Below are 25,768 nucleotides of genomic sequence, written 5' to 3'. Positions count from 1 at the left end.
AATTCCATATGTCGGGGCAGCAGGTGGCCCCGAACAGCCGATCCTCTTGAACGAATCTTGAGAAACCGATCTCCGGCCCCCGTAGACTGCCGGGATGCCATCGACGACCCTCCGCACGGTGCTGGTGGACGGCTTCACCATCCGCGTCCGCACCACCCCCGGACCGGAGAATCCCACCTCCCCGCGCAGCCCGTACGTGCTGGTCCACGGACTGGGCATGACCCACCGCTACTTCGACCGTCTCAGCGCCGAACTCGCAGCCGACGCCGAGGTGCACTCCGTGGACCTCCCCGGCTACGGGACGTCGCCCCGGCCGCGCACCCACCTCGGCGTGGAGGACCACGCCCGGTTCGTCGTCGAGGCGCTGGCCGCCCTCGGGGTGGCCTCCTGCACGCTCGTGGGGCACTCGATGGGTGTGCAGTTCGTCACGGCGGCCGCGCTGCAGGCGCCGGCCCTCGCGGAGCGGGTCGTCCTCATCGGCCCGGTGGTGGACAGGCAGCGCCGCACGGTCCTGCAGCAGGCGGTCTCCCTCGGCCACGACACGTTCCGTGAGAGCCCGTCGGCCAACGCCATCGTGTTCGTCGACTATCTCCGCACGGGCCTCCGCTGGTACGTGCGGCAGCTGTTGCCCATGATGCAGTACCCGCTGGAGCGCGCCGTCGAGCAGCTCCACTGCCCTGTCCTGGTGATGCGCGGCGGGCGTGATCCGGTGGCACGACACCGGTGGAGCCGGGAGCTCACGGAACGTGCCCGTAATGGCATGCTGGTGGAGATCGACGGTCAGGGTCACGTGGTCCAGCACTCGGCGGCCCGCGCCGTCGCGGCGGAGATCATCGCCTTCGCCACGCGGACGGTCCGCCTGCGGATGGCCGTCTTGCCGCAAGCTTCGGACGGGTCACCGGGAAAACTTGAAGATAGAAGCGCATGATGGACCTGTTGCGGCTGATCCCGTCCCCCTGCTCCACCCGGTCAGCCGCAAGGACACGACACCCGGCCGGCACTGGTCTGCAGTACCGGCCGGGTGTTTCAGCCCTGGAAGGAACATCGCATGTCTGAACTGGAAGAGTGGTCAACCAGCCGCCTGCTCACCACCGCCGCGCGCCTCGTGGACCACGCCTGGAACGAGAGGCTGCTCGACATCGGGATCACCCATGCCGGCTACACCACCCTGGGGGTCCTCTCCCGGCAGGGCACCATGACGGGCGCCAAGCTGGCGCTCGCGGTGCACGTCCAGGCGCAGACGATCGGCAAGACGATCGAGAAGCTCGAGCGGCAGGGATTCATCTCACGCATCCGCGACAGCATCGACCGCCGCAGCCAGCGCATCACCATCACCCCGTCCGGCGTGGATGCCCTCGCGAAGGCCGAGGACATCGAACGGACCCTGATGGTGGGCGAGGGACTCGAATCCTACGAGCTGCGCAGCCTCCTGCGCGGCATCATCGGGGAGCTCGCGCCCCAGCGCCAGAAGCCGGCAGCCGTCGTCGTCTGAGCCTTCGCGCACGGCATCCGCACCACCTCGAAGAACGACCGTCCCCAGGACGGTCGTTCTTCGCACGTTCAACCTCTTGCGCTGCACAATCAGCACCGATGCTCGGCACCGGTCGATTCTCGACGCGCTCCGGCCACGCTTGTCAGTTCCGGGGCGGACCAGACGTTCTTCTCGAGCTGGGACAACGACCTCAAGCCCGCCCATCCGCCGACCCCCCGGGAGGTCGAGGCGATGTGGGAGAAGTACCCGGATGCGTCGGCTGCGGGAGAACTGCCTGCTGGACTTCGGCACCACGGACCACCGCCGGTTCGAGATCACGATCTCCATCGCCGACGACGAGTCGACCGTGGATCGCCTGATGGACGGCCTGCGCCTGCTCGTCGACGCCGCCCCGACCATCCCGGAGTCGCCCACCGTGCTCATCGCCGACGAGGGCGAGCTGGATCTCGAGACGGCGATGCTCCCCGGGATGCATTCTTCGGACCCGTCGAAAAACATTCCCGTTGAGGAATACGTCGGACGGATCGTCGCCGAACTGGCCACGCGGTACCCTCCGGGGATCCCCGTCCTCCTCCCCGGAGAACGCATCAACGAAACTTCGCTCGAGTACCTGCGGAGTGGTGTCGACGCGGGCATGGTCCTGCCCGATCCGGGCGACGCCTCCCTCGCGACCGTGCGCGTGGTGAAGGAGTAGACCCCTCAGCGCCGTACAGGGTCTGCAGCGGTCAGCAGGGGCAGGTCAGCGCGGCGGGGGCTGCCTTCCCAGTCGCCGGGGACGGTGCAGGCGAAGGCCCCGACGAGGGCGGCGGTCTCCAGCCGCGCGGCGGGCGGCGCGTCCAGCAGCAGGTCGGAGAGGTATCCGGCCACGAAAGCGTCCCCCGCCCCCACGGTGTCCACGGCGTGCACCGCGACCGCGGGCACGCGGTAGTCCCGGCCGTCGATGAAGGCGACGGCCCCCTGCGCTCCCAGCTTGACCACGGCCTGCCGCGGCCCGAGCGCCGCCAGGTTCCGCGCGAGCTCGGCCGGATCCGATCCGGGAACAGCGAGGCGCGCCTCGTCGTCGCCGGCGAACACGACGTCGGCCTCGGGGATGATCTCCCGGTAGGCCTTCCCCGCCGCGTCACCGGTCCACAGCGCGGACCGGTAGTTGAGGTCGAAGGAGACGAGCACCCCGGCGTCGCGCGCCGTGGTGATGGCCTGACGCACCGCGTCCGCGGCGGAGGCGGAGAGCGCGGGGGTGATGCCGGTGACGTGGAGCACCCGCGCCGCGGCGATCGCCGCGGCGGGCAGGTCGTCCCGGCACAGCCGGGACCCGGCGCTGCCGGCACGGTAGTACCAGACCCGGGTGGAGCCCGGTGTCCGCTGTTCCCTGATCATCAGGCCGGTGGGTGCCGTCGCGTCGGGGACGCCGTGGACCGTCAGGCCCTCGGCGCTCAGCTCGCGCAGGACCAGGTCGCCGAGGCTGTCCTGGCCCACCCGGCCTGCCCACGTGACGGAGGTGCCGAGGCGGCGCAGGGCGATCGCGACGTTGCTCTCCGCCCCGCCCATGCCGAGGTCCAGGGACGCGACGTGCGCCAGCGCCCCGGGCGTGCTCGCCGTCATCAGTGCCATGGTCTCACCGAAGGTGAAGACGTCGCTCACAGCCCGTCCCTCTCCTCGACGGCCGCCTGCACGCTTTCGAGCAGGATGCGGGCACGGCGGGTGAGGTCGGGAAGGCTGCCTCCCCTGAACGCGTCCTGGAGGAGCGGGCCGCCGATGCTGACCGCGAGCGACCCGGCCGCGATCCAGCCAGGGGCGTCCTCGACGCTGATGCCTCCCGAGGGGATGACGGGCATGTCCGGGAAGGGGCCCTTCAGCTGTCCCAGGTAGCCCGGACCCACGGCCGAGGCGGGGAAGAGCTTGACCGCCGTCGCCCCGGACCGCCAGCCGCCGAGCAGCTCGGTGGGCGTCAGCCCGCCGGGGAAGACCGGCACGCCGCGCGCGGTTGCGAGCGCGACGACGTCGTGGTTCACGGTCGGGGTGACGAGGTACGCCGCTCCCCCGTCGATCGCGGCGGCCGCCTCCCACGCCTCGGTGACCGTCCCGACGCCGATGTCCGAGTACGCCCCGAACCGGCCGACCAGGCCCGGGAGGTCCGCCAGGACGCCGGCCGTGCTCAGGGTGAGCTCGATCGAGAGGACGCCCCCCTCGGCCAGGGCCTCGACGACGGGCCCGTAGTCCCGGGCGTGATCCGCCCTGAGCACCGCCACGACGGGTCGCTCGCGCAGGCGCTGCGGGAGCGCGAGGCGTCCGGGGTTCCGCTGCGAGGTGTTCATCGGGCCAGCCACCCCCCGTCGACCGGCAGGGTCACGCCGTGCACGTAGTCGGAGGCGCCCGAGGCGAGGAAGACCACGGCCCCGGAGATGTCCTCCATGCGCCCCCAGCGCCCCGCTGGGATCCGCGCCGAGATCTGCCCGCTGCGCTCCGGGTCCGCGAGCAGGGCCGTGTTCATGGCCGTGTCGAAGTAGCCCGGGGCGATCGCGTTGACGTTGACGCCGCGGCCGGCCCACTCGTTGCACAGGGCCTTGGTGAGCTGCGCGACGGCACCCTTGGAGGCCGCATAGGCGGGTACGCGGAGGCCGCCCTGGAAGGACAGCAGGGATGCAAGGTTGATGATCTTGCCGCCCCCGCGGTCGAGCATCGCGGGAGCGAAACCCTGGCAGAGCTGGAACACCGCGCGGGTGTTCACCGTCATCACGGTGTCGAAGTCCTCGAGCGGGAAGTCCGTCGAGTCGTGGCGGATCTGTGTGCCGGCGTTGTTGACGAGGATGTCCACCGGGCCTCCGGCCAGGGCCTCCCCGACGGCATGGTCGATGGAAGACGTGCTCGTCAGGTCCACGGCCACCCGGCTCACCGTCCGCCCGCGCTCCGCCGCGAAGTCGGTGAGATCAGCGGGCAGTTCACCGCGCTGGAATGCGACGACGTCGGCTCCGGCGGCGAGCAGGCCCGTCGCGATGCCCTGCCCGAGGCCGCGGGATGCCCCCGTGACGACGGCGCGCCGGCCCGTGAGGTCGAAGGGATTCATGCCGCTCCGCTTTGAGGGCCCGGGCCGACGAGGACCTTCAGCACACCGCTGGCGGACATCGCCTTCTCGAACGCCTCCGTCGTGTGCCCGAGACCGAACACCTCGACGGGAACCCGGCCGAGCCCCAGGGCGTCGCTCTCCAGGAGCCGGACCGCCTCCTCGACGTTCGCCCTGGTGTATACGCGGACGCCCACCACGGTGTTCTCGGCGAAGGTCAGCGCCTGCAGGTCCACTTCCGCGGGCTTCTTGTACACGCCGACGAGGACGATCGTGCCGAGGACGCGGACGGCCTTCGCGAGGGACGCCGCGACGGCCGGGTGGGCCGCCGAATCGAAGACGATGTCGGCCCCGGTACCGCCGGTGGCGCTCCTGATCGTCTCCACCGGGTCGGCGCCGGCCGGGACCGTGGCGAAGCCGAGGTCCTCGGCGACGAGCCGCCGGTCCTCGCTGGGTTCGGATACGAGGATGGAGCCGGCTCCGGCATGCCGGGCCACCAGTGCCGTGAGGATGCCGATGGGTCCCGCGCCGAAGATCACCACGCTGTCCCCCGCCCGGAGCCCCGACCGCTCCACTGCGTGGACGGCGACGGCCAGCGGCTCGGCCAGCGCCACCTGCAGGGGCGGGACCGCGGCGCCCACCGGGACCAGTGCCGTGGCGGGCAGTGCCACGAACCCCGCCAGCGATCCCGGTTCGTCGATGCCGAACAGCTCGAGGTTCCGGCAGACATGGGAATGCCCGCTCGTGCAGGGCCCGCACTCACCGCACGTGATCAGCGGCTCCACGGTGACCCGGGTGCCGCGCTCCGGGCCCGTCGCGGCGGCCACCTCCACCACTCCCGTGATCTCGTGGCCGAGGATCATCGGCGCCCGGGCGCGGGGGTGGGTGCCGTGGAGAATTGAGAAGTCGGTTCCGCACAGACCCGTGTACTCGACGCGGATCAGGGCCCAGCCCGCCGGCAGGGCGGGGACGGGCACCTCCTGCACGTCGATCGCGTCGGGACCCGTCCAGACCGCCGCCGTCATGTGCTCCTGCTGCCGGGTCATCGTGCATCCTCCCGCGTGAGGGCGTCACCGTTGAGGATGTCCCGCGGCTCGCGGCCCGAACAGAATTCGACGACGTTCTCGATGGTGCGGCGCTTCAGCTCCACGTACGATTCCTCGCTGTACCAGGCGGCGTGCGGTGTCAGCACCGCGGCGTCCTCCGCGGCCAGCGGATCGTCGGGAGGTAGCGGCTCGGTCTCGAACACGTCGAGACCGGCTCCCTTGAGCTTGCCGGAGCGCAGCGCCGCCACCACGGCAGCCGAATCGACCACCCCGCCGCGGCACGTGTTGACGAGGACCGAGCCGTCCTTGAAGCGTTCCAGCGCCGACGCGTCGATCAGGTGGTGCGTCCCGCCCGTGAGCGGGACGTGCAGGGAGACGATGTCCGCCCGGGCGTACAGGTCCTCCAGGCCGACGGCGTCGATCCCCTCGGGGGTCGTGGATCCGGCGTCGACCCGCGGGTCGTGGCCGATCACCGCGTAGCCCAGGCCCTTCGCCTTCAGCGCGGTCGCCGTGCCGATCCGTCCGAGCCCCACCACCCCGAAGACGCGGGTGGAGAACCGATGCAGCGGCCGGACCGGGGCCAGGTCCGTCGAACCCGCGCGGACGCCCCGGTCCAAGGCCACGATGCCGCGGCCGATGGAGACGGCGAGGGCGATGGCGTGGTCGCTGACATCCTCGGTGCCGTAGTCCGGGACATTGCAGACCGCCACGCCGTGGGCGGAGGCGGCGTCGACGTCGACCGTGTCCACCCCCACGCCGTAGCGGCCGATGGCCTTGAGGCCGGGCAGCGCCGTGAGGACCCGGTCCGTGATGGGCGCGTACTGGACGAGCAGGGCATCAGCCCCCCGGCCCGCCTCGATCACCTCGTCCTCCGAGCGGCACTGCCGCAGTTCGAGGTCGATGCCGTGCTCGCGGGCCACCGCCTCCTCCTCGTCGATCCCGGCGTGGTCACAATCGGTGATGACGATCTTCATGCGTTGGCCCCTCCCTCTCGGACGCTTGACAGCCTTGCCTTCGGATGTAAGGTATATCACAACAGGAAACCGGTTTTCCAGCCCGGTGATCTCTCTCCGAAGCCGCCGAAGGACTTTCTATATGTCGAAGATCGCGTCCGTGGTCGCAGATCACTACAGGGTGCCGCTGGCTGTCCGGCTGACCGACAGCATGCACGGCGCCATGGACGATTTCGAGCTCATCACCGTCCGCGTCCGTGACGAGGACGGCGTGCAGGGCCTCGGCTACACCTACACCGTCAACGCCGGCGGTGCTGCCGTCGCCGTCATGATCAACCGGTACATGGCGGACGCCATGATCGGCGAGGATGCGACGCGCATCGAGTACCTCTGGGAGAAGCTGTGGTGGCAGCTGCACTACGCGGGCCGCGGCGGGCACCAGACCTCCGCGATCTCCGCCATCGATGTGGCGCTCTGGGACCTTCAGGGCCGCCGGCTGAACACCCCGCTGTGGCAGCTGTTCGGCGGGTACGACCCGCGGGTGCCCGTCTACGCCGGCGGGATCGACCTCGAATTCACGCAGGATCAGCTGCTGCGCCAGGCCGATGCGTTCCAGGAGGCGGGGTTCCGCGCCATCAAGATGAAGGTGGGGCGCCCGAGCACCCGGGAGGACATCCATCGGGTGGCGGCGATGCGCACCCACCTGGGCGACGATTTCCCCCTCATGGTGGACGCCAACATGCGCTGGACCGCGGACCAGGCCATCACGGCGGCCCGCGCCCTGCAGGAGTTCGACCTTCTCTGGCTGGAGGAACCGATCATCCCGGACGATCTGCCCGGCCATGAACGCATCCTCCGGCAGGGCGGCATCCCGCTCGCGGGCGGCGAGAACCTGCACACCCTCCACGAGTTCCGGGCAGCGATCGCGGCAGGCGCCATCACCTACCCCGAACCGGACGTCAGCAACTGCGGCGGGTACACGGTGTTCCGCAAGATCGCCTCGCTCGCCGAATCCTTCAACCTGCCGGTCACCAGCCACGGCGTCCACGACCTCACGGTCCACGCCCTCGCGGCAGCACCCAACCGCACCTTCATGGAGGCCCACGGCTTCAGCATGGAGGCCTACATGGCGGACCCCATGCCGATCGTCGACGGTTTCGTCACCGCGCCGGACACACCCGGGCACGGCATCGACCTCGACTTCGACGCCCTCGAACAGCACCGCGCCTGATCCGTCCACCACCACCCAAAGGAACAGCAGTCATGAAACATCGTCGTTTTGTCACCCTCGCCGGCGCAGCCTCCGCCACCATCCTCACCCTCGCCGCGTGCACGGCCCCCCTCGAATCGGGCAACGGCGGCGGCGGCGGTGGCGGGGAGGCCGAGCCCGAGGGCGCGTCCCAGGTCGTGGAACGCGAGTCCGAGGAGGTCTGCACCAACCCCTCGCCCTCGGACACACCCATCTCGGACATGGTGATCGGCTTCTCCCAGTCGGAGAACGAGCAGAACCCGTTCCGCGCCGTGGAGACCGAGTCCGTGCGCCAGACCGTGGAGGAGGCCGGGGCTGAGCTCGTCTACACCAACGCCAACAGCGACCAGGCCAAGCAGCTCACGGACATCCAGTCGATGATCAACCAGGGCGTCGACGCCGTGATCGTGGCCCCCATCAGCGCGACCGGGCTCCAGGGCGCCTTCGCCGCGGCCCGTGAGGCGCAGATCCCGATCGTCACGATCGACCGGCAGCCCGAGGGCACGCCCTGCGAGGACTTCATCACGTTCCTGGGTTCGGACTTCTACAAGCAGGGCGAACGCGCGGCGGCAGCGATCGTGGAGGCCACGGGCGGCGAGGGGAAGATCGCCGAGATCCAGGGCGCCCCGGGCAGCGATGTCGCCACCCTGCGCACGGAGGGCTTCGCCGATGAGATCGCGAAGCACGAGGGCCTCGAGATCGTGGCCCAGCAGACCGGCAACTGGTCCACCAGCGAGGCGCAGGAAGTCCTCGGCCAGGTCATCTCCGCGAACCCCGACGTCACCGCCGTCTACACGCACAGCGACACGATGGCACTCGGCGCCCTCACGGCCATCAACAACTTCGGCAAGCAGCCGGGCCAGGACATCCAGGTGGTCTCGATCGACGGCACCGCCGACGCCGTCACGGAGATCGCCAACGGGAAGATCTTCTCGGTCGTGGAGACGAACCCGCGCTTCGGCAAGGCCGCCCTCCAGGCCCTCGAGGACTGGTTCGCCGGTGAGGATGTCTCCCAGGAGATCATCATGAAGGACGCCCTGTACACGCAGGACAACGCCCAGGAAGCCCTGGATTCCGGTGCCGCCTACTAGCCCCGCATCACCACCACTCACAGCGAGGTAGGACATGTCCGATCATCACAGCCCCGTTGTGCTCCAGGCCCGGGGTATCCAGAAGTCGTTCCGGGGGGCGCGCGCCCTGAAGGACGTCTCCCTCACGCTCCGGGCCGGGGAGGTCCACGGCCTCAACGGCGAGAACGGCGCCGGCAAGTCCACGCTGATCAAGATCATCACCGGCTTCTACCAGCCGGATGCCGGCGAACTGCTCCTCGAGGGTGACCCGGCGACCTTCGCCCGGCCGCTGGATTCACAGCACGCCGGCATCAGCACGGTGTACCAGGAGGTGAACCTCATCCCCGAGCGGACCGTCGCCGAGAACATCCTCTTCGGACGGGAACCGCAGCGCGCCGGGTTCCTCGACAAGAAGGAAGCCCTGCGCCAGGTGCAGGAGATCCTGGACCGCTACAGCCTGGCGATCGATCCACGCGCCCGGATCTCGGACCTCGGGCTCGGCATGCAGCAGATGGTCTCGATCGTGCGGGCCGTGGCGTTCGATGCGAAGGTGGTGATCCTCGACGAACCGACCTCGGCGCTGAACGGCAACGAGATCGAGACGCTGTTCGCGGTGATCCGCCAGCTGCGGTCCGAGGGGACGGCGCTGCTCTTCGTGAGCCACCGCATGTCGGAACTGTACGAGCTCTGCGACCGCTTCACCGTCCTGCGCGACGGCGAGCTGGTCACGGAGAGCACGCCCTCGGAGCTGCCCCGGGCCGAACTCGTGAAGGCGATGCTGGGCGGGGTGGACCTCGAGGAGGGGGTCCTGGACCGCGACGCCGCCAGGGAGCGGACCGAGCGGCTCGCCGGTGAGGAGGTGGGCCTGTCCGTCCGTAACCTGACCTGGAGCACCCGGGTCAGGGACGTCTCGTTCGACGTGCACAAGGGTGAGATCGTCGGTCTCCTCGGGCTGCTCGGTTCGGGGCGCACCGAGACCTGCAAGACCATCTTCGGCGCCGTCCGGGGCGATTCGGGCGAGGTCCGGGTCGGCGGGAAGCAGCTCGGTCGGCGCACCCCGGCGCGGTCCCTGCGGGCCGGGATCTCCTACCTCTCCGAGGACCGCCGGACCGAGGGCATCTTCCCCGGGCTGAGCGTCAAGGAGAACATGACCGCGGCGATGCTGGGCAAGCTGTCCACGGCGGGGTTCATCCGCAGATCCGCCCAGAACAAGGTGGTCAAGGAGTTCTCCGGGGAGCTCCGCGTGAAGGCCGTCAACCCGGAACAGTCCATCAGCGAGCTCTCCGGCGGGAACCAGCAGAAAGTGCTCCTCGGACGCTGGCTGTCCATCGGTCCCGAGGCGATCCTGCTCGACGACCCGACCCGCGGCATCGACGTCGGCGCGAAGGCCGAGGTGCACCGGGTCATCCGCGACCTCGCGGCCAAGGGTCTCGCGGTGGTCGTGACGTCCAGCGAGACCGAGGAACTGCTGACCCTGTGCGACCGTCTCGTGGTCCTCAGCGAGGGCCAGGTGACCGGGGAGATCTACCCGCACGAGGTGGGGTACGACGACGTCGTGGCCCAGCTCTCCGGCCAGGTGCAGGCCACGGCAACCACGACGGGAGGGACGGAATGAGCACCGCGACACGCCCCGCGGCGACCAGCCGCGAGCAGGAGGGACGACCGACCGGCCAGCGGCTGCAGGAATGGGCGAGCAAGTACTCGGTGTACGCCGCGCTGATCGCCCTGTTCCTCTTCAACCTGGTGGCCACGGAGGGCTTCGCCACGGCCTTCACGCTCCAGAACCTGCTGTTCTCCGCGGCGCCGATCATCATGGTGGCCGTGGGCCAGTGCCTGGCCATCGGTACGGGTGGAATCGACCTCTCGGTGGGCTCCGTCATGGCGTTCAGCTCTGCGACGATCGCGCTCTACCTCGGCTACGGCGAGGTGGCGACCATCATCATCGCGGTCGCGGCGGCGGCGCTGATCGGCGCCTTCAACGGCTCCCTCATCGCTTTCGCGCGCATCAATCCGCTGATCACCGGCCTGGGACTGCTCGTCGCCGTGCGGGGCCTCGCGCAGGCGCTGTCGGGAGGCTCCCGCAGCAGCATCCCCTCCGGTGGCCTCTTCACCTGGATCGGCAACGCGTCTTTCCTCGGCATCCCCGTGGTGGCGCTGTTCGCCCTCGCCGTGGCCGGCCTCGTCGCGATCCTGGTGCGCAGGACCACGTTCGGCCGGTACGCATTGTTCGCCGGTTCAAACCGGGAAGCCGCCTTCCTGGCGGGTACCCCCCGCAACACCACCCTGCTGGCCGTCTACACGCTGAGCGCGGCCTTCGCGGGGATCGCGGGCCTCATGATCTCCGCCAGGATCGGCGCGTCGGATCCCAGCTTCATCGGGCTCAACTTCGAACTGACCGCGATCGCCGCCGTCGTCATCGGGGGGACCCCGCTCGCGGGCGGGCGGATCTCCATCCTGGGCACGGTGGCCGCCGCGATCTTCCTCCAGCTCATCGACACCACCTTCGTCATGCAGGGCATCAACTTCGCGTTCGCCCAGGTGCTCAAGGCGGCACTGATCATCGTGGCGCTGTACCTCCAGCAATCACGGAAGGACACCCGATGACCATCACCGACGTCGCCCCCGAGAAGGCCCGGCGGAACCGGGTGCTCGAACTCACGCAGTCCTACGGCGTGATCGGCGCCCTGCTCCTGCTCTGCATCCTCGCCACCGTCCTCTTCCCGTCCTTCGCGACCGCCCCCAACTTCTCTGCGATCGCCACGGCCGCGTGCTTCGTGGGTCTGATCACCATCGGGCAGAGCTTCGTGCTGATCTCCGGGGGGATCGACCTCTCGGTCGGTTCGATGGTGGGACTCGGGACCGTGTGCGCGGCGCTCGCGGCACCCTACGGCTGGGCGGCAGCGCTCGCTGCGCCTGTCGTCGCGGGCGCCGTGATGGGCCTGGTCAACGGGCTCCTCATCGGCAAGGCCGGCATGGCGCCCTTCATCGTCACCCTCTCGGCGCTCCTCGCGGTCAAGGGCATCGCGCTCGCCCTCGCCCCGCTGAGCATCGTCATCCAGCCGGGCAACGGCTTCACCTCGATCGGCAACGGCTCCTTCCTCGGCATCAGCAACCTCATCTGGATCCTGCTGATCGCTTTCGTGGCCGCCGGCCTCGTGCTGAACCGGACGCCCTTCGGGTCCAGCGTCTTCGCCCTCGGGGGCAACGAGGACGCCGCACGGATGATGGGCGCGGACACCTCCCGGGTGAAAGTGGCCGTGTACGTCATCAGCGGCTCCCTCGCGGGACTCGCCGGCGCCCTCCTGGCCTCCCGCCTGTCTTCCGGCGTCGCCACCCTGGGCACCGGGTACGAACTGACGTCCATCGCCGCCGCCGTCATCGGCGGGGTCCTCCTGACCGGCGGGGTGGGGACCATGCTGGGCGCCATCTGCGGTGTCCTGCTCATCGGGGTCATCCAGAACGTCATCAACCAGATCGGCACGCTCAACGCCTACTACCAGGACCTCGTCACGGGCCTGTTCCTGGTCCTCGCCGTGATCGTGCAGGGAGTCCTGTCGAATCGCCGCCGGGCCTGACCGTCCATCCAGACCCACCATCCAGACCCACCATCCAGACCCACCATCCAGACCCACCATCCAGCCCCACCGAAGTACGAAGGAGCAACACCATGGGAGTTCTTGACGGCAAGACCGCGCTGATCACCGGAGCAGCCTCCGGTATGGGACGGGCGATGGCCCTCGGCTACGCCCGCGAAGGCGCCCACGTGGTCATCGCGGATCTCAACGTCGACGGCGCCCAGGCGGTCGTCACCGAGATCGAGGCCGCCGGCGGTGCGGCCTCGGCGAAGGCCCTGAACGTGGCCGACCCCGAGGCCTCGAAGGCCGTGGTGGACGCGATCGTCAGTGAGCACGGCACCCTGGACATCCTGGTCAACAACGCCGGGATCGGCCTGATCCGGTCCGTGGAGGAGACCACGCCGGCCGAGTGGGACCGCATCTTCAGCGTCAACGTGAAGGGGCTGTTCTTCCTCAGCCAGGCGGCCTGCGTCCCGATGCGCGCACAGCGTAGCGGCAAGATCATCAACATGGCCTCGATCGCCGGCCGCCGCGGTGAGGCGCTCGTCGCCGCCTACTGCGCCTCGAAGGCCACCGTCATCTCGATCACCCAGTCCGTCGCGATGGACATGGCGCCCTACGGCGTGAACGTCAACGCGATGGCGCCCGGGATCGTCGACACCCCGTACTGGAAGGAGGTCGACAAGCAGTTCGGCGAGCGCACCGGCAAGGCGGAGGGCGAGACCTTCAAGGACGCCGCCGCGGGCATCCCCCTCGGCCGCACGTCCGTCCCGGAGGACGTCGTCCCGCTCGCCATCTTCCTCGCGGGCCCCGGATCCAACTACATCACCGCCCAGACGTACAACGTCGAGGGCGGGATGGTGATGAGCTAGGAACGCCATGACAATCGACCTCTTCACCCCGGACTCCCTCCTCGGCGAGGCTCCGACCCTGCTCATCGGTGGGGAGTGGATCACCACCGACACCACCCGCGCGGTGGACAACCCCGCCACCGGCCAGGTGATCACCGAAGTCCCCGACGGCAGACCCGAACACGTCGACCGCACCCTGCAGGTGGCCGCCCGCGCACAGCGGGAGTGGGCGCGCCGGTCCTACGCCGATCGCGCGGCCGTCCTGGCGGAGGTCGTCCGGCAGGTGGATGCCCACGCCGAGGAGCTCGCGCAGATCGTCGTCGCCGAGCAGGGCAAGACCATCACGGAGGCCCGCGGCGAGATCGGTGGCGTGAAGGCCTTCTTCGACTACTCCATCAGCCAGAAGTACCGCAACGTCGGCGAGCTCGCCGCCCCTGCCGCGCACGGGCAGCAGCTGGTCATCCGCGAGGAACCGGTCGGCATCGTCGCAGCGATCATCCCCTGGAACTTCCCCGCCGCCATCTTCGCGCGGAAGGCAGCCCCCGCGCTCATGGCAGGGAACGCCGTCGTCGTGAAACCCAGCGAGCTCACCCCCCTGTCCTCCCTGGCCCTGGCGCGGGTGTGCGAGCGGGCAGGGGTCCCGGGCGGGCTGATCAGCGTCATCACCGGGGCGGGGCGCGAGATCGGCACGGCCCTCGTGGAACATCCGCTCGTCGGCATGGTCACGGTCACCGGGTCCACCCGGGCCGGGCAGGAGATCCTCGCCACGGCGGCGAAGAAGATCATGCCCGTGTCCCTGGAGCTCGGCGGCAAGGCCCCGGTGATCGTCTTCGAGGACGCCGACCTGGACCTGGCCGTCCAGCAGGCCTTCGAGGCCCGCTTCTGGAACTGCGGCCAGGTCTGCACCTGCAACGAGCGCACCTACGTGCAGCGCGGCGTCTACGACCAGTTCGTGGAACGGTTCGTCGCCAAGGTCAGGGACCTCAAGGTCGGAGACCCGCTCGACGACGCCTCGCAGATGGGACCGAAGATCTCGCAGCAGGAGTGGCAGAAGGTCAAGGACCACGTGGATGGCGCGGTGCAGGCCGGCGCGAAGCTGGAGATCGGCGGGGGCCGGCCCGAGGGCATGGAGGACGACGGCGGCTACTGGTTCGCTCCCACGGTGCTCACCGATGTCACGAACGACATGGACATCGTGCAGCAGGAGGTCTTCGGCCCGGTGCTGCCGATCGTGCCGTTCGACACGTACGAGGAGGTCATCGGGTTCGCCAACTCGACCATGTACGGGCTCACCTCCCACGTGTTCACCGAGAACATCCGGATCGCCATGTCGGCCACGGACGACCTGGAGTTCGGGGAGGTCTACATCAACAAGATCGGGCCCGAGGAGGTCCAGGGGTTCCACACCGGCTGGAAGATGTCCGGTCTCGGGGGCGACGACGGCGTCCACGGGTTCGAGCGGTACACCCGGCGGAAGACCGTGTACACGGACTACGCAGCCAACTCCTAGTCCGCCGTCGCTGCTCCGGGGGCCCCGTACCGGGGCCCCTGTGGCAGGGTTGTTGCAGTTGCCGGATCCTCCCGAAAGTCCCACCCTCCATGAACTCCACATCGCGGCCGATGCGCACGCGGCTCATCGACGTCGCCAATGCGGCCGGGGTCACCAAATCGGTGGTCTCGCGCGCGCTCAACGGCGACGCAACCCTCAACATCCGCGGCGAGACGAGGCTGCGCATCTTCGAGGCGGCCGCGGCCCTCGCATACGAGCCGCATGCCGGGGCGAAGGCCCTCGCCGGTGCCCGCACCCGTGCGCTCGCCCTGCTCATCCCCGACCTGACCAACGCCGTCTACGCCCGCATCGCCCGCGGCGCCTACCAGCGGGCACGCGAGCGCGGCTTCGTGGTGCTGCTCGCCGAGGACACCGAGAACTCGCGGACGCAGTCCGACTACACCGACCTCGTCGGGGCCGGCCGGGTGGAGGGCCTGCTGATCGCCTCGGCCCGCGAAGGACACCCGCTGCTGGAATCGGGCAGGCTCACGAACGTGCCCCACGTGTTCGTCAACCGCACGGTGTCCGGGTCCAACCGGAACGTCGGCGTTGACCTCACCGGGGCGAGCCGGATCGCCTTCGACTACCTCTTCGGCCTGGGACACCGGAACATGGGCCACATCTCCGGGCCGGGCGATTTGATGCCTGCCCGGGAGAGGGAGCGCGGGTTCCTCCTGGAGGCCGAGGGCGCCGACATCCCCACGCCCGCACTCGCCCGCCAGGAGTACAGCGAAGAGGGCGGCTTCCGGGCCGTCCATGAGCTCCTCACCGACAACCCCGCCATCACGGCCATCTACGCGGGGACCTTCAGCCAGTCCGTCGGCGCCCTGAAGGCCCTGAGGGTCCTCGGCCGGCGCGTCCCCGAGGACGTCTCGCTGCTCTCCTACGACGACCTCCCCCTGGCCGCGTACCTCGAGCCGTCGCTGACCACCATGGCGCTGCCGCTCCAGGAACTCGGCAGTGCCGCCATCGACGCCCTCCTCGACCAGTTGCAGGGCACCGAACCCCGGAACGTGGTCCTGCGGGGCCAGGCCACCATCATCGAACGGGATTCGACCGCGCCGCCGCGGCCGGCGCACTGATCGTATGGCCTTCGAGCGGTTCCCCATCCGACGACTCACCGAGCACCCCGCCAACCCGCTGGACCGGCGCATCTGGCCGGCCACCCTGGCCCCCGTCACGGACATCCTCGATCACGGCCTCGAGCTCGGTCCGGCCACCGTCCTGGTGGGGGAGAACGGGTCCGGGAAATCGACCATCATCGAAGCGATCGCCCTGGCGTACGGGCTCTCGCCCGAGGGAGGATCCACCGGGGCCCGGCACACGTCCCGGCCCACGGAGTCCGTCCTCGCCGATCACCTCCAGCTGGTCCGCAACGCGGGCACCACCCGGCGCGGGTACTTCCTGCGCGCCGAGACCATGCACGGGTTCTTCACCTACCTCGAGGCGAACCCCGGCAGCACCGGGACGGATGTCCCCTTCCACGAGATGTCCCACGGTGAATCGTTCCTCGAACTCGTGGTCGACAGGTTCCGCGGGCCCGGGCTGTGGGTGCTCGACGAGCCGGAGTCGGCGCTGTCCTTCTCCGGGTGCCTGGCGCTGCTCGGTGTCCTCAAGGAACTCGTGGCGTCCGGGAGGTCCCAGGTGGTCCTGTCCACCCACTCGCCCCTCCTGGCGGCCCTGCCCCAGGCACAGATCCTCGAGGTCGGCAGCTGGGGCCTGCGCCCCCGCCGGTGGGAGGACCTGGGCCTCGTCACCGCCTGGCAGGCCTTCCTCGCCTCACCGGAGCGGTACCTCAGGCACCTATAGCGGACGGGTCAGGACCACACGCCGCGCAGTGCTGTCGCCCTCGCATAGGCTCCGAAGGACGACGCCGACCTGCCCAGGAGCTGCTCGACACCGACCCCGAGCGACGCGTTGCGCCCATCGAGGATCTCGGTGAAGAGGTACCCGAGAGGCTCGGCCTCCTCCGCCGGTATGCCGTCCGCGGCCAGATCCGCGACGAAGGTCGGGACGTCGACGGCCTCGAAGACCACGCGCCGTCCGCCGGCGTCGCTGAGGGCCGCCGCCACGTCGGTGAAGGTCAGCAGCTCCGGGCCCGACAGCTCGTAGGTGGCATCCCCGGGATCCGGCCGGGTGAGTGCCTCGACCGCCGCGTCGGCGACGTCGTCCACGTCGACGAAGGCCTCGGGCACGTCCGAGGCCGGGAGCAGCAGGCGGCCCCGACGGACCGGCCCGGTGAGGAAGTGTTCCGAGAAGTTCTGCTGGAACCACGAACAGCGCAGCACCGTCGTCGGCACGCCGCCGTCCCGTAGGGCGGTTTCGCTCGCTCGCGCCCCCTCCTCTCCACGGCCGGAGAGCAGCACGAGCCGCTCGAGCCCCGCTGCAGCGGCCAGCCGACCGAGAGCTGCCATCTTCCCGGGTACACCGGGGAATCCCAGGTCGGGGGCGAAGCACACGTACGCGGCGGTCGTCCCGTCGAGGGCCGCCGGCCAGGTGTCCGGTCGGTCCCAGTCGAAACCGGTACGGCGGGAGGCGAGCCGCGTGGGCACCCCTCGCGCGGTGAGTCGGTCATGGATGCGTGTTCCGGTGCGCCCTGCGCCTCCGAGGATGAGAATCGTCATGCATCCAGTCAAGCGCCGGCGTCCCGGACGCGGAATGGCCCGGACTCGTCGATCCCTTCGTCATCGTCTAGCCTGTGCGCCATGGATCCGTTGACGCACTTCCTCGACGGCCCCCGGGCCGTCCGGGCCTTCGCCCTGTCCATGCACATGAGCGCACCCTGGGGCGTCACGGTCCGCGACAACGCCGCGCTGACCGTCCTCGCCGTCACGCGGGGCCGGGCGCGGATCGACGGCGTGCTGCTCGAGGAGGGCGACGTCGCCCTCGTCCGGGGCGGGGCACCGTACGCGGTGACCGATCCTGCCGGCAGCCGCCCCACGATCGACATCGGTCCCGGCCAGCAGTGCACCACCCTCGACGGACACGACCTGCGGGAGGAGTTCCGGCGGGGCATCCGGCGATGGGGCAACACCGAGGACGGCGAGACGTCCCTGCTCGTGGGGACGTACGAACGGGCCGCTCAGGCCGGCGGACTCGTCGCCCGCGCCCTCCCTCCACTCGCCGTCGTTCCACGCGAGGAGTCCGACGAGGCTCTCGTCGGACTCCTCGCCCGCGAACTGGCGTACGACGACCCCGCGGCGCAGGTCGTCGTGGACCGCCTCCTCGACGTCCTCGTGGTCAGCACCGTGCGCCGCTGGCTCGATCACCCCGACCCGTCCCGTGGGCCCACCTGGCTCACCTGCAGCGACCCTGTGGTCCTCGAGGCTCTGGAGCACCTGCACGCCTCACCCGGGATCCCCTGGACGGTCGGGAGCCTCGCCAGGGAGGTCCGCGTGTCACGGGCCTCTCTCGCCGCACGCTTCCGGGCCGGCGTCGGCGAACCGCCCATGAGCTATCTCACCCGGTGGCGGCTCACCCTCGCCGGGGACCTCCTGCAGACACCGCACACCACCATCTCGCAGATCGCCCGCACCGTCGGATACAGCAACGCCTTCTCCTTCAGCACGGCCTTCAAGCGACGCGTGGGAATCACCCCCACGGAGTTCCGCCACCACCGCCCTGCCCTCTCGGGCAGCGGGCTCCCCCCGTACACTTCTTCCGTCCCCTGCTCCAGCCCATGAGATCCAGGAAGGTCACGCCATGAAGATTGCTGTTTTTGGTGGAACCGGGACGGTCGGACAGCACGTCGTCGCCGTCGCCAGGGAGGCGGGGCACGAGGTCCGCATCCTGTCCCGCTCGATGGGCGTGGACCTCACCGCGGGTGAGGGTCTCCCCGGTCTCCTCGAGGGGACCGACGCCGTCATCGATGTCACCTCCACAGCCACGCAGTCGGGCCGCCGGTCGCGGGAGTTCTTCGCCACCGTCACGGGCAACCTGCTGACTGCCGGGAGGATCGCCGCGGTACCCCACCACCTCGCCCTCTCCATCGTCGGCAGTGACCGGGCGCCCTTCGGCTACTACGCGGGCAAGAAGGTGCAGGAGGACCTCGTGACGTCCGGCTCCGTGCCGTGGACGATCCTCAGATCGACGCAGTTCCACGAATTCGCCCACCAGATCTACGGCCGGTTCGGTATCGGGCCGCTCCATCCGGTGCCGACCATGGTCTCGCAGCCCGTCGCGGCGCGCGAGGTGGCGCAGCGCCTGGTGTCCCTGGCCGAGGGAGGACCCGCAGGACGCCCGGCGGATCTGGCCGGGCCGGAGACCCTGCGCATGGTGGACATGGTGCGCGCCTACTCGTCGGTGCTCGGCCGCCGCGGCCTGATCCGGGAGTTCCCTCTGCCGGGAGCCTTCGGTAGGGCTCTGCGGGACGGGACCCTGCTGGCTCCCGGCTCCGCTGATCGCGGGACCCAGACCTACGCGGACTGGGCGTCGCGGCTCGGGCAGGCGTCCCGGGCCCTCTGAGGCGGGAGAGGAGCCCCTGGCTCTTCTGCGCCCGCCGGGTCCCGATGGGTGCGGTGGTGTCCGGCCTGCAGCAGAGGCACGGGTGCCGGCGCGGTGGGTCCCGTGCCGCTCCGTCACCCCGACGCCCGAACCATCCCGGATGACGCGAGTCCCGCGAGGTCGTTGAAGCTGTACAGGTGCAGCCCTGCGTAGCCGGCGCCGTCGAGTGCGGCCACCAGCGGTGCCGGATCGTAGGACGCCGAGGAGATGAGCTGCCGTACCACCGAGCCGGTCTCGCTGCCGCCGGCCGAGCGCCGCAGGAAGCCGAGGGACTGCCCGACCCCGATGCTGCCCGCGAGCCGCAGCAGCCGCGCCACGCGGACGGGCCCGGGGACACCCGCCCAGACGGGCAGGTCGACGCCGGCGAGCCGGAGCCGGGAGGGGTAGGCGTGCAGGGTGTCCGGGGAGAAGCAGAGCTGCGTGACGCACCAGGACGCGAGGCCCTGCTTCGCGCGCAGCGTCCTCGCAAGCTCGTCCTCCGCCGTGCCCGGGTGGCCCTCGGGGTACACCGCGATGCCCATCCCGAGGGCGCCGCCGGAGAGATCGGCGATGTCCTCCATGAGGGCGCCGCTCCACGCGTAGGGTCCCGCGGTCGTGGCGGCATCCCCGCCGATCACGAAGACGTCGGTGATCCCTGCACCGCGGCACGAGGCCACGTAGCGGCGGAGCTCCGCGCGGTCGGCGACGGACCGCGCGGCGAGGTGGGGGATCACCGTGTATCCGGCTGCGGCGAGGTCCACCGCCGTCGCGACGGCCTCCTGCGGGCCATGGTGCGGCAGGCAGGTGACGGTCACGACGGCGGGGGCGGGCAGGGAGGTGCGGAGCCGCTGCACGAGACCCTCCGCCGGGACGACCTCCACCCGGACCGGAAGCCCGACCGTACTCAGGTCAGCACTCCACCACGTTGAGCGCCAGTCCGCCGCGCGCAGTCTCCTTGTACTTGTCCATCATGTCCGCGCCCGTCTCGCGCATCGTCTTGATGGCGACGTCGAGGGACACATGGTGCTGCCCGTCGCCGCGCACGGCCATGCGGGCCGCGGTGATGGCCTTCATGGCCCCGACGGCGTTCCGCTCGATGCAGGGGATCTGGACGAGACCGCCCACGGGATCGCACGTCAGGCCGAGGTTGTGCTCGATCCCGATCTCGGCCGCGTTCTCGACCTGCGCGGGGGTGCCGCCGAGCACCTCGGCCAGGGCTCCGGCCGCCATCGCGCAGGCGGAGCCCACTTCTCCCTGGCAGCCCACTTCGGCGCCCGAGATGGAGGCGTTGCGCTTGAACAGCGACCCGATCGCCGTCGCGGCGAGCAGGAAGCGCACCACGCCGTCCTCATCGGCTCCCGGTACGAAGTCCACGTAGTACTTCAGGACCGCCGGGATGATCCCCGCTGCGCCGTTGGTCGGAGCGGTGACCACGCGGCCGCCGGCGGCGTTCTCCTCGTTGACGGCGAGGGCGAAGAGCGTGACCCACTCCATCGTGCCGAGCCGGTCGCTCGGGTCGTCGGCCTTCTCGAGCAGCTGGCGCTGCCGTTCGGCCCGGCGCCGCACGCTGAGGCCGCCGGGAAGGATCCCGCCCGTGGTGGTGCCGCGCCGGATGGTGTCCTGCATGACGGACCAGATCTCCAGCAGGCCCGCGCGCACCTCGGCCTCGGAGCGCCAGGAGAGCTCGTTGGCGAGGACGACGTCGGAGAAGGACCACCCGGTGGCCCGGCAGATGCCCAGCAGCTGGTCCGCGGTGTCGAAGGGATGTGAGAGCGGCACGGGTGTCAGGTCGGCCATCTCGACCCCGATCTGGTCCTCGTCGAGGACGAAGCCACCACCCACGGAAAAGTATTCCCGAGTACGTATGACTTCCCCCTCCCCCGAATATGCCGAGAACCGCATACCATTGGTGTGGAACTCGAGGCGTTGCCTGCGGTGCAGCACCACGTCCGTCCCGGGGTCGAACGGGATCGGGCGCTCCGCGGCGAGGTTCAGCGACCGGCACTCGCCGATGTAGGCGACGCGCGCGTCGGCGGATGTCGGATCCACGAGGTGCGGTTGCTCCCCCTCGAGGCCCAGCAGCACCGCCTTGACCGTGCCGTGGCCGTGGCCGGTCACGCCGAGGGACCCGAAGAGGTCCACCTGCACGCGGTGCACGGTGGGCAGAAGACCGTCCGTGCGGAGCAGTTCCGTGAAGAGGTAGGCGGCGGTCATCGGCCCGCCGGTGTGCGAGCTCGAGGGGCCGATGCCGATCTTGAAGAGATCGAAGGCGCTGATGGTCACTGCGCGGTACCGGCGGTCTTCTCGCGCCTGTAGAACGGCGTGGGGATCACGGTGAACGGTTCCGGGCGGCCGCGGAGGTCCACCTGCACCTCGGAGCCGATCGCGGCGTGGGCGGCATCCACGTAGGCGAGCGCCACGGGGTAGCCGAGTGTGGGGCTCGGCAACCCCGACGTCACCGTACCCACGCGCGTGCCGTCGACGACGACGTCGTACCCGGCGCGCGCCGACCGACGGCCGACGGCACGCAGGCCCACGAGGCGCCGTGCGGGCTCGACGGCCTTGAGCGGTTCGAGCACCGAGCGTCCCACGAAGTCGTCGGTCTTCTTGGTGCTGACCACGGGTCCGAGACCGGCCTCGAACGGGTTGGTGTCGAGGCCCAGCTCGTGGCCGTACAGGGGCATGCCGGCCTCGAGGCGCAGGGAGTCGCGGGCGGCCAGGCCGCAGGGCAGCAGCCCGTGCGCGTCCCCCACCTTCAGCGCGGCGTCCCAGAGGCGGACGGCGAGGTTGCTGCCGATGAAGATCTCGAATCCGTCCTCACCGGTGTAGCCGGTTCGCGCCAGCAGGACGGGGAGTCCCGCGAGCTCGAGTTCCACGGCGGCGTAGTACCCCAGGCCGCGGACGGCCTCGGCGTCCTCGGGACGTGCGAGGTCCAGGAGCACCGCCTCGGCCGTGGGACCCTGCACGGCGATGAGCGCCGTGGCTTCGGACTGGTCCTCGACGGCGACGTCGAAGCCCTTGGACCGCTGGCGCAGCTCCTCCGCGACGACCTCGGCGTTGGAGGCGTTGGGCACCACGAGGAAGGAGTCCTCGGCGAGCCGGTACGTGATGAGGTCGTCGATCACCCCGCCCTCGGCGGTGCAGATCAGGGAGTACTTGGCCTTCCCGACGGCGATGACCGCGAGGTTGCCGACGAGGGCGTAGTTGAGGAACTCGGCGGCCTGGGGGCCGCTGACGAGGACCTCGCCCATGTGCGACAGGTCGAACAGACCCGCGGCCCTGCGGACGGTGTGGTGCTCCTCCAGTTCGCTCCTGTACTTCAGGGGCATCTGCCACCCGCCGAAGTCGGTGAAGGACGCGCCGTGCGCCTCGTGCTGCGTGTACAGGGCGGTGTGCTTGCTCAGCTCGCTCATGGGACCGGGTTCCTAGTCTTCGAAGGCTTCGATGGGCGGGCAGGAGCAGACGAGGTTGCGGTCGCCGTGGGCCCCGTCGATCCTGCGCACCGGCGGGAAGTACTTGTCGTGGCGGAGGCTCCGCAGCGGATAGGCAGCGAGCTCGCGGGGGTAGGCCTGCGTCCACTCGTCGCCGATGAGCACCTGCGCCGTGTGGGGCGCCTGACGCAGCGGGCTCTCCTCGATGCTGAACTCTCCCGAGGCCACGCGGTCGATCTCTCCCTTGATGGCGATCATCGCGTCGACGAAGCGGTCCAGTTCGGCGAGGTCCTCGGACTCCGTCGGTTCGACCATGAGCGTGCCTGCCACGGGGAAGGACAGCGTGGGGGCGTGGAAGCCGTAGTCGATCAGGCGCTTGGCGACGTCCTCGGCCGTCACGCCGGTGGCGGCGGTGAGCGGGCGCAGGTCCAGGATGCACTCGTGCGCCACGAGGCCCTGCACGCCGGTGTAGAGCACGGGGAAGTGCTCGGTGAGGCGTGCGGCCACGTAGTTGGCGGCGAGCAGGGCGTGCGCCGTCGCACTCGTGAGACCCTCGGAGCCCATCAGGGCGACGTACGCCCAGGAGATCGGCAGGACGCCGGCGGATCCGTACATCGACCCGGAGACGGGCGTGCCGCCCTCGGCGTCGGGTCCGCCGTCCGTGGCGATGTCGCGGTTCGCGTCGCCCGGCAGGAACGGTGCGAGATGCGCGGCAACGGCCACGGGACCGACGCCGGGTCCGCCGCCGCCGTGGGGGATGCAGAAGGTCTTGTGGAGGTTCAGGTGGGAGACGTCGCCGCCGAACTCGCCGGGCTGGGCGAGGCCCACGAGCGCGTTGAGGTTGGCGCCGTCGATGTAGACCTGGCCGCCGGCGTCGTGCACCTTCTCGCAGACCCAGCGCACGTCCTCCTCGAAGACGCCGTGCGTGGAGGGGTAGGTGATCATGATGGCCGAGAGGTTCCCGGCGTGCTGTTCGATCTTCGCCAGCAGGTCGTCGTGGTCGATGTTGCCGTTCGGAGCGGTGCCGACGACGACCACCTTCATGCCGGCCAGCACCGCGGAGGCCGCGTTGGTGCCGTGTGCGGAGGACGGGATGAGGCAGACGGTGCGGTTCTCGTCGCCGCGCGAGCGGTGGTAGCCGCGGATGGCGAGGAGACCGGCGAGTTCGCCCTGCGAGCCGGCGTTCGGCTGGAGGGACACGCGCGCGTAGCCCGTGATCTCGGCGAGGCGGTCCTCGAGGTCGGTGATCAGTTCGCGCCAGCCCTCGGTCTGGCTCTCGGGCGCGAACGGGTGGATCGAGGCGAACCCGGGCCAGGAGATGGACTCCATCTCCACGGTGGCGTTGAGCTTCATGGTGCAGGAGCCCAGCGGGATCATGGTGCGGTCCAGGGCGAGGTCCTTGTCGGAGAGCCGGCGCAGGTACCGGAGCATCGCGGTCTCCGAGCGGTGCCGCGAGAACACGGGGTGCGTCATGAACGAGGACGTGCGGCGCAGGTCCTCGGGGATCCGCTCGCCCGCGTTCCGGTCCGCCGTGGCGTCGGCGGTCCCACCGAACACGCCGGCGACCGCCGCGATGTGCTCCGGGGTCGTGGTCTCGTCGCAGGAGATGCCGAGGTGGTCGGCGTCCACCCGGCGGAGGTTGTAGCCCTGCGCCTCGGCGGCGTCGGCGTACTCGGCGGCCCGACCCGGAACGCGGACCAGGAGGGTGTCGAAGAACGCGGCATGCACGACCTCTGCGTCGGTCCCCTCCAGGGCGGCGGCGAGCGCGACGGCGCGCTGGTGCGTGGTGCGGGCGATCGCCGTGAGGCCTTCGGGGCCGTGGTACACGGCGTACATGGACGCGACGATCGCGAGGAGCGCCTGCGCGGTGCAGATGTTGCTCGTGGCCTTCTCGCGGCGGATGTGCTGCTCGCGGGTCTGCAGGGCGAGGCGGTAGGCGGGGGCGCCGTCGGCGTCCTTGGAGACGCCCACGAGGCGGCCCGGCAGCATGCGCTCGAGGCCCTTGCGCACAGCCATGTAGGCGGCGTGCGGGCCACCGAAGAAGAGCGGGACGCCGAAGCGCTGGGCGGAGCCGACGGCGATGTCCGCGCCCTGCTCGCCCGGGGCGGTGACGAGCGTCAGGGACAGGAGGTCCGCGGCGACCGTGACGAGGGCACCGCGCTCCTTGGCGGAGGCGATGACGGCGGCGTGGTTCCGGAGGGCGCCCGAGGCACCCGGCTGCTGGAGGACGACGCCGTTGATGTCGCCGTCGGGCAGGCCGGAGGAGAGATCGGTGACCTCCACCTCGAAGCCGAGCGCCTCGGCGCGGCCACGGACGACGGCGACGGTCTGCGGCAGGGCGTCAGCGTCGATGACGGTGCGGCCCTTGTTCCTGCCGGAGCGGCGCATGAGGAGCACGGCCTCGGCCACGGCGGAGGCCTCGTCGAGCAGGGAGGCGTTGGCGATGTCCAGGGCCGTGAGGTCCTGCACCATGGTCTGGAAGTTCAGGAGGGCCTCGAGCCGGCCCTGGGAGATCTCCGGCTGGTAGGGCGTGTACGCGGTGTACCAGGCGGGGGATTCGAGGACGTTGCGGCGGATGACCGGCGGCGTGATCGTGTCGAAGTAGCCCTGGCCGATCATCTGGACCGCGGTGCGGTTGCGGCCGGCGATGCGCCGGAGCTGCGCCAGCACCTCGGTCTCGCTCAGGGCCGCGGGCAGATCGAGGGCCCTGTCCAGGCGGATGCTGGCGGGGACCGCCAGGTCCACGAGCTTCTCCAGGGTCGGGTAGCCGAGGACCTCGAGCATCTTCCCGGCGTCGGACGTGCGGGGCCCGATGTGGCGGTCGGCGAAGGTGGAGGCGGTGCCGGAGACGGAGCCGGTGGTGCCGGGTGCCGTGTCGGGGGTTGCGGTCATGGGAACTCCGTACGTCGGGTGGCAACGCGGTCGCGCGTGCCAGGTCGGGTTCCTCCCCGCTCTGTGTGGGACCTGAGAGTTTCCGCAGGGCTCCGCGCCTGCTTGCACCGTCGGTGA

At 70.4% G+C, this 25,768-nt stretch carries 24 protein-coding genes; 14 read left to right on the top strand and 10 right to left on the bottom strand.

Annotated elements, in window-relative coordinates; genetic code table 11:
- The first annotated feature begins 94 nt into the window (after nucleotides 1-94).
- From AC4D2O_RS02920 to AC4D2O_RS02910, 3 genes are all read left to right on the top strand, one after another.
- The gene (locus AC4D2O_RS02920) at nucleotides 95-928 is read left to right on the top strand and encodes an alpha/beta fold hydrolase (RefSeq protein WP_490905082.1); all 834 of its coding nucleotides are present in this window, start codon (nucleotides 95-97) and stop codon (nucleotides 926-928) included.
- A 120-nt stretch (nucleotides 929-1,048) separates the two neighbouring features.
- Entirely contained in the window at nucleotides 1,049-1,492 is a 444-nt protein-coding gene (locus AC4D2O_RS02915) for a MarR family winged helix-turn-helix transcriptional regulator (RefSeq protein WP_334211433.1), read from the top strand.
- Between the two features lie 250 nt (nucleotides 1,493-1,742).
- Entirely contained in the window at nucleotides 1,743-2,186 is a 444-nt protein-coding gene (locus tag AC4D2O_RS02910; protein ID WP_490905081.1) for an Orn/Lys/Arg family decarboxylase, read from the top strand.
- Between the two features lie 5 nt (nucleotides 2,187-2,191).
- Here the strand turns inward: AC4D2O_RS02910 and AC4D2O_RS02905 are convergent, their stop codons facing one another.
- From AC4D2O_RS02905 to AC4D2O_RS02885, 5 genes are read right to left on the bottom strand one after another with little or no spacing between them, the layout of a single operon-like run.
- Nucleotides 2,192-3,133 (bottom strand): sugar kinase, encoded by a 942-nt coding sequence (locus AC4D2O_RS02905; protein WP_490905080.1) that lies wholly within the window; start codon nucleotides 3,131-3,133, stop codon nucleotides 2,192-2,194.
- Nucleotides 3,130-3,807, bottom strand: coding sequence for a bifunctional 4-hydroxy-2-oxoglutarate aldolase/2-dehydro-3-deoxy-phosphogluconate aldolase (locus AC4D2O_RS02900; RefSeq protein WP_490905079.1), 678 nt, complete (start codon nucleotides 3,805-3,807; stop codon nucleotides 3,130-3,132). Before AC4D2O_RS02900 ends, AC4D2O_RS02905 begins: the two co-directional genes overlap by 4 nt.
- Entirely contained in the window at nucleotides 3,804-4,556 is a 753-nt protein-coding gene (locus tag AC4D2O_RS02895; protein WP_490905078.1) for an SDR family oxidoreductase, read from the bottom strand. The genes AC4D2O_RS02900 and AC4D2O_RS02895 overlap by 4 nt, the downstream gene beginning before the upstream one ends.
- The gene (locus AC4D2O_RS02890) at nucleotides 4,553-5,599 is read right to left on the bottom strand and encodes a zinc-dependent alcohol dehydrogenase (RefSeq protein WP_490905077.1); all 1,047 of its coding nucleotides are present in this window, start codon (nucleotides 5,597-5,599) and stop codon (nucleotides 4,553-4,555) included. The genes AC4D2O_RS02895 and AC4D2O_RS02890 overlap by 4 nt, the downstream gene beginning before the upstream one ends.
- Nucleotides 5,596-6,573, bottom strand: coding sequence for a C-terminal binding protein (locus AC4D2O_RS02885; RefSeq protein ID WP_490905076.1), 978 nt, complete (start codon nucleotides 6,571-6,573; stop codon nucleotides 5,596-5,598). Before AC4D2O_RS02885 ends, AC4D2O_RS02890 begins: the two co-directional genes overlap by 4 nt.
- A gap of 121 nt (nucleotides 6,574-6,694) precedes the next feature.
- Here AC4D2O_RS02885 and AC4D2O_RS02880 point away from each other — a divergent pair, with 121 nt between their 5' ends.
- From AC4D2O_RS02880 to AC4D2O_RS02840, 9 genes are all read left to right on the top strand, one after another.
- Complete coding sequence (locus AC4D2O_RS02880; protein WP_490905075.1) at nucleotides 6,695-7,783, top strand: mandelate racemase/muconate lactonizing enzyme family protein; 1,089 nt, start codon at nucleotides 6,695-6,697, stop codon at nucleotides 7,781-7,783.
- A gap of 32 nt (nucleotides 7,784-7,815) precedes the next feature.
- On the top strand, nucleotides 7,816-8,892 hold the full coding sequence (locus AC4D2O_RS02875; protein WP_490905074.1) for an ABC transporter substrate-binding protein: 1,077 nt from the start codon (nucleotides 7,816-7,818) through the stop codon (nucleotides 8,890-8,892).
- Nucleotides 8,893-8,926: 34 nt separating this feature from the next.
- Nucleotides 8,927-10,486, top strand: coding sequence for a sugar ABC transporter ATP-binding protein (locus tag AC4D2O_RS02870; RefSeq protein WP_490905073.1), 1,560 nt, complete (start codon nucleotides 8,927-8,929; stop codon nucleotides 10,484-10,486).
- Complete coding sequence (locus tag AC4D2O_RS02865) at nucleotides 10,483-11,475, top strand: ABC transporter permease (RefSeq protein ID WP_490905072.1); 993 nt, start codon at nucleotides 10,483-10,485, stop codon at nucleotides 11,473-11,475. Before AC4D2O_RS02870 ends, AC4D2O_RS02865 begins: the two co-directional genes overlap by 4 nt.
- On the top strand, nucleotides 11,472-12,446 hold the full coding sequence (locus AC4D2O_RS02860; protein WP_490905071.1) for an ABC transporter permease: 975 nt from the start codon (nucleotides 11,472-11,474) through the stop codon (nucleotides 12,444-12,446). The genes AC4D2O_RS02865 and AC4D2O_RS02860 overlap by 4 nt, the downstream gene beginning before the upstream one ends.
- A gap of 92 nt (nucleotides 12,447-12,538) precedes the next feature.
- Nucleotides 12,539-13,318 (top strand): glucose 1-dehydrogenase, encoded by a 780-nt coding sequence (locus tag AC4D2O_RS02855; RefSeq protein ID WP_490905070.1) that lies wholly within the window; start codon nucleotides 12,539-12,541, stop codon nucleotides 13,316-13,318.
- Between the two features lie 7 nt (nucleotides 13,319-13,325).
- Entirely contained in the window at nucleotides 13,326-14,807 is a 1,482-nt protein-coding gene (locus AC4D2O_RS02850) for an aldehyde dehydrogenase family protein (protein WP_490905069.1), read from the top strand.
- Nucleotides 14,808-14,896: 89 nt separating this feature from the next.
- Nucleotides 14,897-15,928: a LacI family DNA-binding transcriptional regulator gene (locus AC4D2O_RS02845; RefSeq protein ID WP_490905068.1), complete on the top strand. Its 1,032-nt coding sequence runs from the start codon at nucleotides 14,897-14,899 to the stop codon at nucleotides 15,926-15,928.
- Between the two features lie 4 nt (nucleotides 15,929-15,932).
- Complete coding sequence (locus AC4D2O_RS02840; protein ID WP_490905067.1) at nucleotides 15,933-16,655, top strand: AAA family ATPase; 723 nt, start codon at nucleotides 15,933-15,935, stop codon at nucleotides 16,653-16,655.
- Between the two features lie 8 nt (nucleotides 16,656-16,663).
- Here AC4D2O_RS02840 and AC4D2O_RS02835 read toward each other — a convergent pair whose 3' ends face one another.
- Nucleotides 16,664-17,470 (bottom strand): NmrA family NAD(P)-binding protein, encoded by an 807-nt coding sequence (locus tag AC4D2O_RS02835; protein ID WP_490905066.1) that lies wholly within the window; start codon nucleotides 17,468-17,470, stop codon nucleotides 16,664-16,666.
- A gap of 81 nt (nucleotides 17,471-17,551) precedes the next feature.
- Between AC4D2O_RS02835 and AC4D2O_RS02830 the strand changes: the two genes are divergently transcribed.
- Together AC4D2O_RS02830 and AC4D2O_RS02825 are read left to right on the top strand one after the other, a co-directional pair.
- Nucleotides 17,552-18,529 carry an AraC family transcriptional regulator gene (locus tag AC4D2O_RS02830; RefSeq protein ID WP_490905065.1) on the top strand — a complete coding sequence of 326 codons (978 nt, stop codon included), beginning with the start codon at nucleotides 17,552-17,554 and terminating at the stop codon, nucleotides 18,527-18,529.
- A 19-nt stretch (nucleotides 18,530-18,548) separates the two neighbouring features.
- Entirely contained in the window at nucleotides 18,549-19,310 is a 762-nt protein-coding gene (locus tag AC4D2O_RS02825; protein WP_490905064.1) for an SDR family oxidoreductase, read from the top strand.
- Nucleotides 19,311-19,423: 113 nt separating this feature from the next.
- Here the strand turns inward: AC4D2O_RS02825 and AC4D2O_RS02820 are convergent, their stop codons facing one another.
- The 4 genes from AC4D2O_RS02820 to gcvP are packed head-to-tail and all read right to left on the bottom strand — an operon-like array spanning nucleotide 19,424 to nucleotide 25,651.
- Nucleotides 19,424-20,209: a methylenetetrahydrofolate reductase gene (locus tag AC4D2O_RS02820; protein ID WP_490905063.1), complete on the bottom strand. Its 786-nt coding sequence runs from the start codon at nucleotides 20,207-20,209 to the stop codon at nucleotides 19,424-19,426.
- Between the two features lie 28 nt (nucleotides 20,210-20,237).
- Nucleotides 20,238-21,611: an L-serine ammonia-lyase gene (locus AC4D2O_RS02815; RefSeq protein WP_490905062.1), complete on the bottom strand. Its 1,374-nt coding sequence runs from the start codon at nucleotides 21,609-21,611 to the stop codon at nucleotides 20,238-20,240.
- Entirely contained in the window at nucleotides 21,608-22,741 is a 1,134-nt protein-coding gene (gcvT, locus tag AC4D2O_RS02810; RefSeq protein ID WP_490905061.1) for a glycine cleavage system aminomethyltransferase GcvT, read from the bottom strand. Before gcvT ends, AC4D2O_RS02815 begins: the two co-directional genes overlap by 4 nt.
- 12 nt (nucleotides 22,742-22,753) lie before the next feature.
- Nucleotides 22,754-25,651, bottom strand: coding sequence for an aminomethyl-transferring glycine dehydrogenase (gene gcvP, locus AC4D2O_RS02805; RefSeq protein ID WP_490905060.1), 2,898 nt, complete (start codon nucleotides 25,649-25,651; stop codon nucleotides 22,754-22,756).
- Nucleotides 25,652-25,768 lie beyond the last annotated feature (117 nt).

Source organism: Arthrobacter sp. TJ-238, from assembly GCF_058269215.1.
This window is presented reverse-complemented; position numbering and strand designations above follow the sequence as displayed.